Source organism: Streptomyces sp. NRRL WC-3618 (genome assembly GCF_001280005.1).
Classification (GTDB): domain Bacteria; phylum Actinomycetota; class Actinomycetes; order Streptomycetales; family Streptomycetaceae; genus Streptomyces.
Map to the genome: position 1 here is coordinate 38,313 of NZ_LGDW01000460.1, position 7,083 is coordinate 45,395.

Here is a 7,083-nt window from a genome sequence, read left to right on the forward strand (position 1 = left end):
CCAAGTCGCGCAAATTGGGCGCCTATTGCTCCATTTCATCCCTGCAAATCGGTTGACAGCCAGGGGTGGAATGTCGGACGTTCAGCCGTGACCCACCGATGCGCGACCGGGCCGGAGAGATGCCACGCAGATGACTTTAAGAGGCAGTAACCGGAAGCTGGGCGCGACCGGGAACAAGGTGCCCGACGTCCCCGTGAAGAGCGTCTCGGAGCAGGTGCACATCGCAGGGCGGGTCAAGGACCTGGGGACGACGGTGCAGTTCAGCTGGCCCGGCGTGTACTTCGAGGGCCGCTTCCGCGGGACCGGCCTCGGGGTGGTCCTCGACTGCGCCGCCGCCGACTACGACGTCCAGGTCGACGGGGTCACCGTCGCCACCCTGGTCACACCCGGCGACACCACGCACTGGATCGACGGCCTGCGGGACGGCGAGCACACGGTCCGGGTCGTCAAACGCAACGACACCCCGGGCGACACCAGCACGTTCGGAGGCCTCGTCGCCGCGCCCGGGGGCGCCGTACTGAGCAAGCCGGCGGCCCGGGACCGCCAGATCGAGTTCATCGGGGACTCCATCACGGTGGGCTACGGCAATGTCTCGGGCACCCGCGAGTGCGATCCGGAGCAGCTCAGGCGGAACACCAACGCCGACGTGAGCCACGGCGCCCTCACCGCCCGGCGGCTGGACGCCGATTACCAGATCAACGGCTTCTCCGGCCTCGGCATGGTGCGCAACGTCGCCGGCATATCCCCGGACGTCACGTACCGGACCTACTACGACCGCGCCCTGCTGAACGTGGACGGCGACGTCTGGCAGAACCCGGGGACGTGGCAGCCCCAGATCGTGGTGGTCAACCTCGGCGCAAACGACTTCTCCGACCTCGCCCCCGGTGAGGCGTGGACGCCCGACAGCCTCGCGACCGCCTTCCGCACCGCCTACGACGAGTTCCTCCGGAAATTGCGTACGCGCTACGGCGCCGGCACCACCCTCGTGGCCGTGGGCTTCGACGGCAACGCCGAGCACGTGCGGCAGGTGGTCGAGGCGCGCAACGACGCCGACGACAGCGGGGTCCACTACTGGTTCCTCGATCAGGCCGGCCTGGACTTCCTCGGATGTGACCGGCACACCTCGGCTCAGGACGACCGGGTGATCGCCGACCGGCTTGCCCCGTTCCTCAGCGGCCTGCCGACGGGATGGTGAGGGACATGACCACCCGTGAACGCTCCCAGGTGATCAGCCCGACTCGTCCGTAGACCCGCCCGTGGACCGTCTGCCACGGGCCGTACGGCCCGGCTCCGACACATGCGGTTGCCGCCCGGCAGACGGCCGGGCGGCCCCGTTCACTCACCACAACCGCGTGCTCGCCTCAGCGCATCCGGAGCACTCAGAACATCGTGTTGTCGTTGGCCGAGGTGGCCGGCACGTCCTGAAGTACGTCCCAGTGCTCGACGATCTTCCCGTTGCGCACCCGGAACAGGTCCACGACGGCCTGCCCGCGCTCGCCGGGCGCGTTCACGTAGTGGCTGTGAACGGCGACCAGATCCCCTTCCGCCACCACCCGCTTGACGGAGACGGCCAGCTCCGGGAACGCCCGGAAGTACCCCCCGAGCCCCTCCCGCGCGCCGGCCACGCCGTCCGCGATGGTGGGATTGTGCTGGTGGTACTCGGGCCCCCAGTACCTGTCGAGCGCCGACACATCCTTGTCGACGATGAGCTGGTCGAACGCCTTGGTCACGAGCTTCTTGTTGTAGGCGGTGAGCCACCGCGCCCCCGGCTGCCCGGTCTGCGGCCGGCTGACCGTCGAGAACATGTCGTTGCCGTTGGCGCTGGTGTCCGGCACGTTCTGCCCGGTGTCCCAGTGCTCGGCGATCTTCCCGCCCCGGAACCGGAAGATGTCGAAGACGGCGGAGCCCCGGCTGCCCGGCGTCAGTACGACGTTGGAGTGCAGGAGGACGAGGTCGCCCTCGGAGATGACCCGCTTGACGTCGTACTTCGCCTGGGGAAACTGCTGGTGCACCCCGACGCCCAGGTTCTTCAGCGTCTCGGAGCCGTCGGCCGCGAAGGGGTTGTGCTGGATGTAGTCCGTCCGCACGAACCTGTCCACGATCGCGGTGTCACCGCGCTCGAACACGCCTTTGAGGACGCGTACGGAGACGTCCTTCTGGTAGTCGAGCCGGGCACCGTCGCCGACACACCCGTCACCGCCGTAGCCGCCGGCGTGGTGCCCACCGGCGGACGGCGAGGCGACGGCGGGCACGGTCGCGGCGCCCAGCAGGGCGGACGCGGCGAGGGTGGCGACGAGGATACGGCGGGCGGGCATGTGGGGGGTCACAGTGCTTGTCCCTCTCTCAGGAATCTCGAACAGGAATCTCGAAGCGAACGAACCTTGAATGGATCTTGAAACTTAAAGCGAGTAACGCTGCGCTTAAGTAAGCACTAACCACAAGTTAGTGTCAAGATCCGCCGCCCCATCCCAACCCCGCCAACCCAACTCACCCCGCCCGCTTGCCTAGAGCGCACTCCACGACGTTGGCTGAACCGTCATGAAGTACACGCAGCTCGGACGCACAGGACTCAAGGTCAGCCGTCTCGTCCTGGGGACCATGAACTTCGGCCCCCAGACCGACGAGGCCGACAGCCACGCGATCATGGACGCGGCCCTGGAAAAGGGCATCAACTTCTTCGACACCGCCAACGTGTACGGCTGGGGCGACAACAAGGGCCGTACGGAATCGATCATCGGGAACTGGTTCGCCAAGGGCGGTGACCGCCGCGACAAGGTGGTCCTCGCCACCAAGGTGTACGGCAACATGGCCGCCGAGGCCGACGCGTGGCCCAACCACGACAAGCTCTCCGCGCTGAACATCCGCCGCGCGGTGGACGCCTCGCTGAAGCGCCTCCAGACCGACCACATCGACGTGTACCAGTTCCACCACATCGACCGCTCGACTCCCTTCGAGGAGATCTGGCAGGCGATCGACGTGCTCGTACAGCAGGGAAAGATCCTCTACGCGGGATCCTCCAACTTCCCCGGCTACAAGATCGCCCAGGCCAACGAGACCGCCGCCCGGCGCGGCGGCACCATCGGGCTCGTCAGCGAGCAGTGCCTCTACAACCTCGCCGAGCGGCGCGCCGAGATGGAGGTCATCCCGGCCGCGCGGGAGTACGGGCTCGGGGTCATCCCCTGGTCGCCACTCCAGGGCGGACTGCTCGGGGGCGTCATCAAGAAGGAGGTCCAGGGCGGCCGACGCGCGGGTGGCCGTACGGCCGACACCCTCGCCGACCCCGCCGCACGCGCCCGGATCCAGTCGTACGAGGACCTGCTCGAGAAGCACGGCGTCGAGCCCGGCGAGGCCGCTCTCGCCTGGCTGCTCACCCGCCCCGGCGTGACCGGCCCGATCGTCGGCCCGCGCACCGCCGAGCAGCTTCAGTCGGCCGTACGGGCGTCCGAGCTGGAGCTGAGCGACGACCTGCTGGCCTCGCTCGACGAGATCTTCCCGGGTCCCGGCCCGTCACCGGAGGCCTTCGCCTGGTGAGGCACGGGCGGCAGCCATACCAGGTGCCGTAACAGGTGCCGTAGCAGGTGGGCGGCGGTCGCGAACGGGCCTTGACCAGGCGGTTTACCGGCCTACGTCACTTCCCGACCGCCGCTGCCACCGCCACCGCCGCGAACAACAGCACAAGCGCACCGGCCATTACCCGGTTCCGGATTTTCGGATTCACGCCACCGAGCCTAACCGGCCGACGCGAGGGGCCAACGGGCGACCACCTCGTACCGGGGCTGCTCCCCCGGCACCCCCGACTTCGGCAGATCGCTGCGCACGAGGGCCAGGTCGTCCACCGTCCACATGCGGCTCGTGAACGCGTCCAGGGCCTCGACGTACGGCGTCGTCTCGAACGCCTCGCGGCTGCGCGCCACGGTGAGGTGCGGCTGGTAACGCCGGTGCTCCCCCATCTCGACGCCCGCCTTGCGCCCCGCCGCCTCCGCCCGGTCGGCCAGCAGCCGCAGCACGTCCACCTCACCGGCGGCGCCCGCCCACAGCGCCCGCCCGTGCCCGAACTGCCCGCCGCCACGCACCGACAGCGCGAACGCGTCCGTACGGTGGGCGGCCCGCGCCAGCCTCTCGGACAGCTCCGGTACGACATCCTCGGCCACCTCGCCGTAGAACGCGAGGGTGAAGTGCCAGCCGGGTACGCCGGTCCAGCGCAGCCCGTCCGCACCGGGCAGGCTCCTCAACCCGGCTACCGCGACGGCGAGTTGCACAGTCACGTCCTCGGGCGGCAGGACGGCGGCGAACAGTCTGACGGTGTTCATGGCACTGGCGGCACTCATGGCGCTCACGGTACTCACGCCACGGAAGCCACCGGCTCCCGCCGCTCCCCCTCCGTCTCCTGCTCCTGCTCCTGCTCCTGCTTGACGAAGTGGACGCGCGGGTGGCCGGAGTTCCAGTCGGCACGCACCCGCAGGCCGCCGACGCGGGCCAGGACCACGCCGACCGTCAGGGCGGCGGCCGTCGCGACGACGCCGCCGAAGGCGAGGCCGACCCGGGGGCCGTACTGGTCCGTGATCCAGCCGACTATGGGCGCGCCCACCGGCGTACCGCCCATGAAGACCATCATGAACAAGGCCAGGACCCGACCGCGCATGGCCGGGTCGGTGGACATCTGGATCGAGGTGTTGGCCGTGACGTTGACGGTCAGACCGGCGATCCCTATCGGCACCATCAGCAGCGCGAACAGCCACAGGGACGGGACCGTCGCGGCCACCATCTCCAGGACGCCGAAGGCCACGGCCGCCGCGACGAGGATCCGCAGCTTCGCCGTACCGCGCCGGGCGGCGAGCAGCGCGCCCGTCAGGGAGCCGACCGCCATGAGCGTGTTGAAGAGGCTGTACGCGCCGGCGCCCGCATGGAAGACGTCGTCCGCGTACGCCGACAGAACGACCGGGAAGTTGAAGCCGAAGGTGCCGATGAAGCCGATCAGGACGATCGGCCAGACCAGTTCGGGCCGCCCGGCGACATAGTGCAGCCCCTCACGCAGTTGCCCCTTGGCGCGCGGCGCCCGCTTCACGGAGCGCAGTTCGCGGCCGCGCATGAGGAGGAGGGCGGCGATGGGCGCGACGAAGGACAGTCCGTTGGAGAGGAAGGCCCAGCCCGTACCGACTCCGGTGATCATCACGCCGGCGACGGCGGGTCCGACGAGGCGGGCGGACTGGAAGTTCGCGGAGTTGAGGCTGACGGCGTTCTGGAGCTGGTCGGCTCCCACCAGCTCGGACACGAAGGACTGGCGGGCCGGGTTGTCGATGACGGTGGCGAGACCGACGGCGAAGGCCGCGAGATAGACGTGCCAGACCTCGACATCCCCCGTGAGCGTCAGCGCGGCGAGCGCCAGGCCGGTGACGGCCATCATCGTCTGCGTGACGAGCAGCGTGGGCCGCTTGGGCAGCCGGTCGACGAGGACACCGCCGTACAGACCGAAGAGCAGCATCGGCAGGAACTGCAGCGCCGTCGTGATACCGACGGCGGTCGAGGACCCGGTGAGGCTGAGGATCAGCCAGTCCTGGGCGATGCGCTGCATCCAGGTGCCGATGTTGGAGACGACCTGGCCGAGAAAGAAGAGGCGGTAGTTGCGCACGCGCAGGGAGCTGAACATCGAGGTGCGGGTGGGGGGAGCGGTAGCGGCCTCGGGGACGGATCCATCCTCGGCCTCGGGGACGGGTCCATCCTCGGCCTCGGGGACGGGAACGGGGGCGGGCTGGGGGTCGTGGGCGGCTGGTGCGGGTGCGGAGTGTGCTCCGGTTCCCGAACTCAAAGGTAATCGCCTCCTTGCTGGGTACTGCCTACAGATGCGCGAGCTTCTCCAGTACGGGGGCGGCGGCGCGCAGTTTGGCCCACTCGTCCTCGTCGAGGTCCTCGACCAGGCCGGCCAGCCAGGCGTTCCGTCTGCGACGGCTCTCCTCGAGCATCGCTTCGGCCTGCTCGGTCTGGGTGACGACCTTCTGGCGCCGGTCCTCGGGATGCGGCTCCAGCCTGACCAGTCCCTTGCCCTCCAGCAACGCGACGATACGAGTCATGGAGGGTGGCTGCACATGCTCCTTGCGGGCGAGCTCACCCGGCGTGGCCGAGCCACAGCGGGCGAGGGTGCCGAGCACCGACATCTCGGTGGGGCTCAGTGATTCGTCGACCCGCTGGTGCTTGAGTCGGCGCGACAGGCGCATCACGGCGGAGCGAAGTGAGTTCACGGCGGCAGCGTCGTCGCCATGGGTTAGGTCCGGCATGTTCTTTAGCGTAACTCATTACCCTGACTAAGGACCACTCGCAACACGCCGGAATGCCCGTGACAAGGGCCACTGAACCTCCACATCACCCGTACGAGTGAAACAACCGCAAAAAGCCCCCCGCGGCCCCACACCGGCCCGCGACCCTCATCCACATGGGGACCAGCGTGCTCAGCCTGCGGATAGACGGGGAGCTGCTCGAACGGCTCCGAGACCACGCGGCGAAGAGGGGAATGAGCGTCCAGGACTACGTAATCCAAACGCTCATTCGAGGCGACTTCGACGAGCGGTTCCAGAGCGCGGTGGACGAGACAGAGAAGTTCTACGGGGTCACGTGAGCGATGGTGCCGCGTGTACGCGGGTTCACGTGCGCGGGGGTCGCGTGAATGGCCTCGTAAGCTGTGCACATGGCGAAGTGGACACCGAAGCACGAGGCGCCGGAGCCCCTGGAGGGCCCCGTCGTCGCCACCATCACGGGCGGCACGATCCTCTGGTTCGTCCTCTTCCTGGCCCAGCTCCCCTTCTACGGCTGGTACGAGGACCACCACCACGAGTGGTGGGTATGGACGTGCCTGGCAGGCACCGGCCTGGGCCTGATCGGCATCTGGTACGTCCGAGGCAGGGACGCGGCGATCAAGAAAACGCACCCGGAGTAGCCGGCCGAGCACCTCCGCCCGACCGGCACCCGACGACAAGGCCCCCAGCTTCTCCCCCCACCCGCCGCGCCGCACCCACAGCCCAGCCCCAGGCACCCCCAGCCCGTCCGGCGTTTGAGGACAAGGCCCCTTCAGGGCCGAAAGGGGGGTCTGGG

The 7,083-nt window shown here is 68.9% G+C and carries 8 protein-coding genes; 4 read left to right on the forward strand and 4 right to left on the reverse strand.

All coding sequences use genetic code 11. From position 1 onward, the window contains the following. Positions 1-193 precede the first annotated feature (193 nt). The gene (locus tag ADL01_RS32925) at positions 194-1,195 is read left to right on the forward strand and encodes an SGNH/GDSL hydrolase family protein (protein WP_053745710.1); all 1,002 of its coding nucleotides are present in this window, start codon (positions 194-196) and stop codon (positions 1,193-1,195) included. Between the two features lie 184 nt (positions 1,196-1,379). Here the strand turns inward: ADL01_RS32925 and ADL01_RS32930 are convergent, their stop codons facing one another. Beyond that, positions 1,380-2,315, reverse strand: coding sequence for an ester cyclase (locus ADL01_RS32930; RefSeq protein WP_107091058.1), 936 nt, complete (start codon positions 2,313-2,315; stop codon positions 1,380-1,382). Positions 2,316-2,538: 223 nt separating this feature from the next. On the opposite strand from ADL01_RS32930, the gene ADL01_RS32935 reads away from it, so the two are divergent. Then, positions 2,539-3,531, forward strand: a complete 993-nt coding sequence (locus ADL01_RS32935; protein WP_053745696.1) for an aldo/keto reductase — start codon at positions 2,539-2,541, stop codon at positions 3,529-3,531. A gap of 197 nt (positions 3,532-3,728) precedes the next feature. Here the strand turns inward: ADL01_RS32935 and thpR are convergent, their stop codons facing one another. The 3 genes from thpR to ADL01_RS32950 are packed head-to-tail and all read right to left on the reverse strand — an operon-like array spanning position 3,729 to position 6,272. After that, entirely contained in the window at positions 3,729-4,328 is a 600-nt protein-coding gene (gene thpR, locus ADL01_RS32940; protein WP_234354879.1) for an RNA 2',3'-cyclic phosphodiesterase, read from the reverse strand. Between the two features lie 14 nt (positions 4,329-4,342). Beyond that, positions 4,343-5,806 carry an MFS transporter gene (locus ADL01_RS32945; protein WP_234354880.1) on the reverse strand — a complete coding sequence of 488 codons (1,464 nt, stop codon included), beginning with the start codon at positions 5,804-5,806 and terminating at the stop codon, positions 4,343-4,345. Positions 5,807-5,834: 28 nt separating this feature from the next. Next, positions 5,835-6,272 (reverse strand): MarR family winged helix-turn-helix transcriptional regulator, encoded by a 438-nt coding sequence (locus ADL01_RS32950; protein WP_053745699.1) that lies wholly within the window; start codon positions 6,270-6,272, stop codon positions 5,835-5,837. A 149-nt stretch (positions 6,273-6,421) separates the two neighbouring features. Here ADL01_RS32950 and ADL01_RS32955 point away from each other — a divergent pair, with 149 nt between their 5' ends. Together ADL01_RS32955 and ADL01_RS32960 are read left to right on the forward strand one after the other, a co-directional pair. Continuing rightward, positions 6,422-6,610, forward strand: coding sequence for a ribbon-helix-helix protein, CopG family (locus ADL01_RS32955; protein WP_078960890.1), 189 nt, complete (start codon positions 6,422-6,424; stop codon positions 6,608-6,610). Positions 6,611-6,679: 69 nt separating this feature from the next. Beyond that, complete coding sequence (locus ADL01_RS32960) at positions 6,680-6,928, forward strand: DUF2530 domain-containing protein (RefSeq protein ID WP_053745701.1); 249 nt, start codon at positions 6,680-6,682, stop codon at positions 6,926-6,928. Positions 6,929-7,083 lie beyond the last annotated feature (155 nt).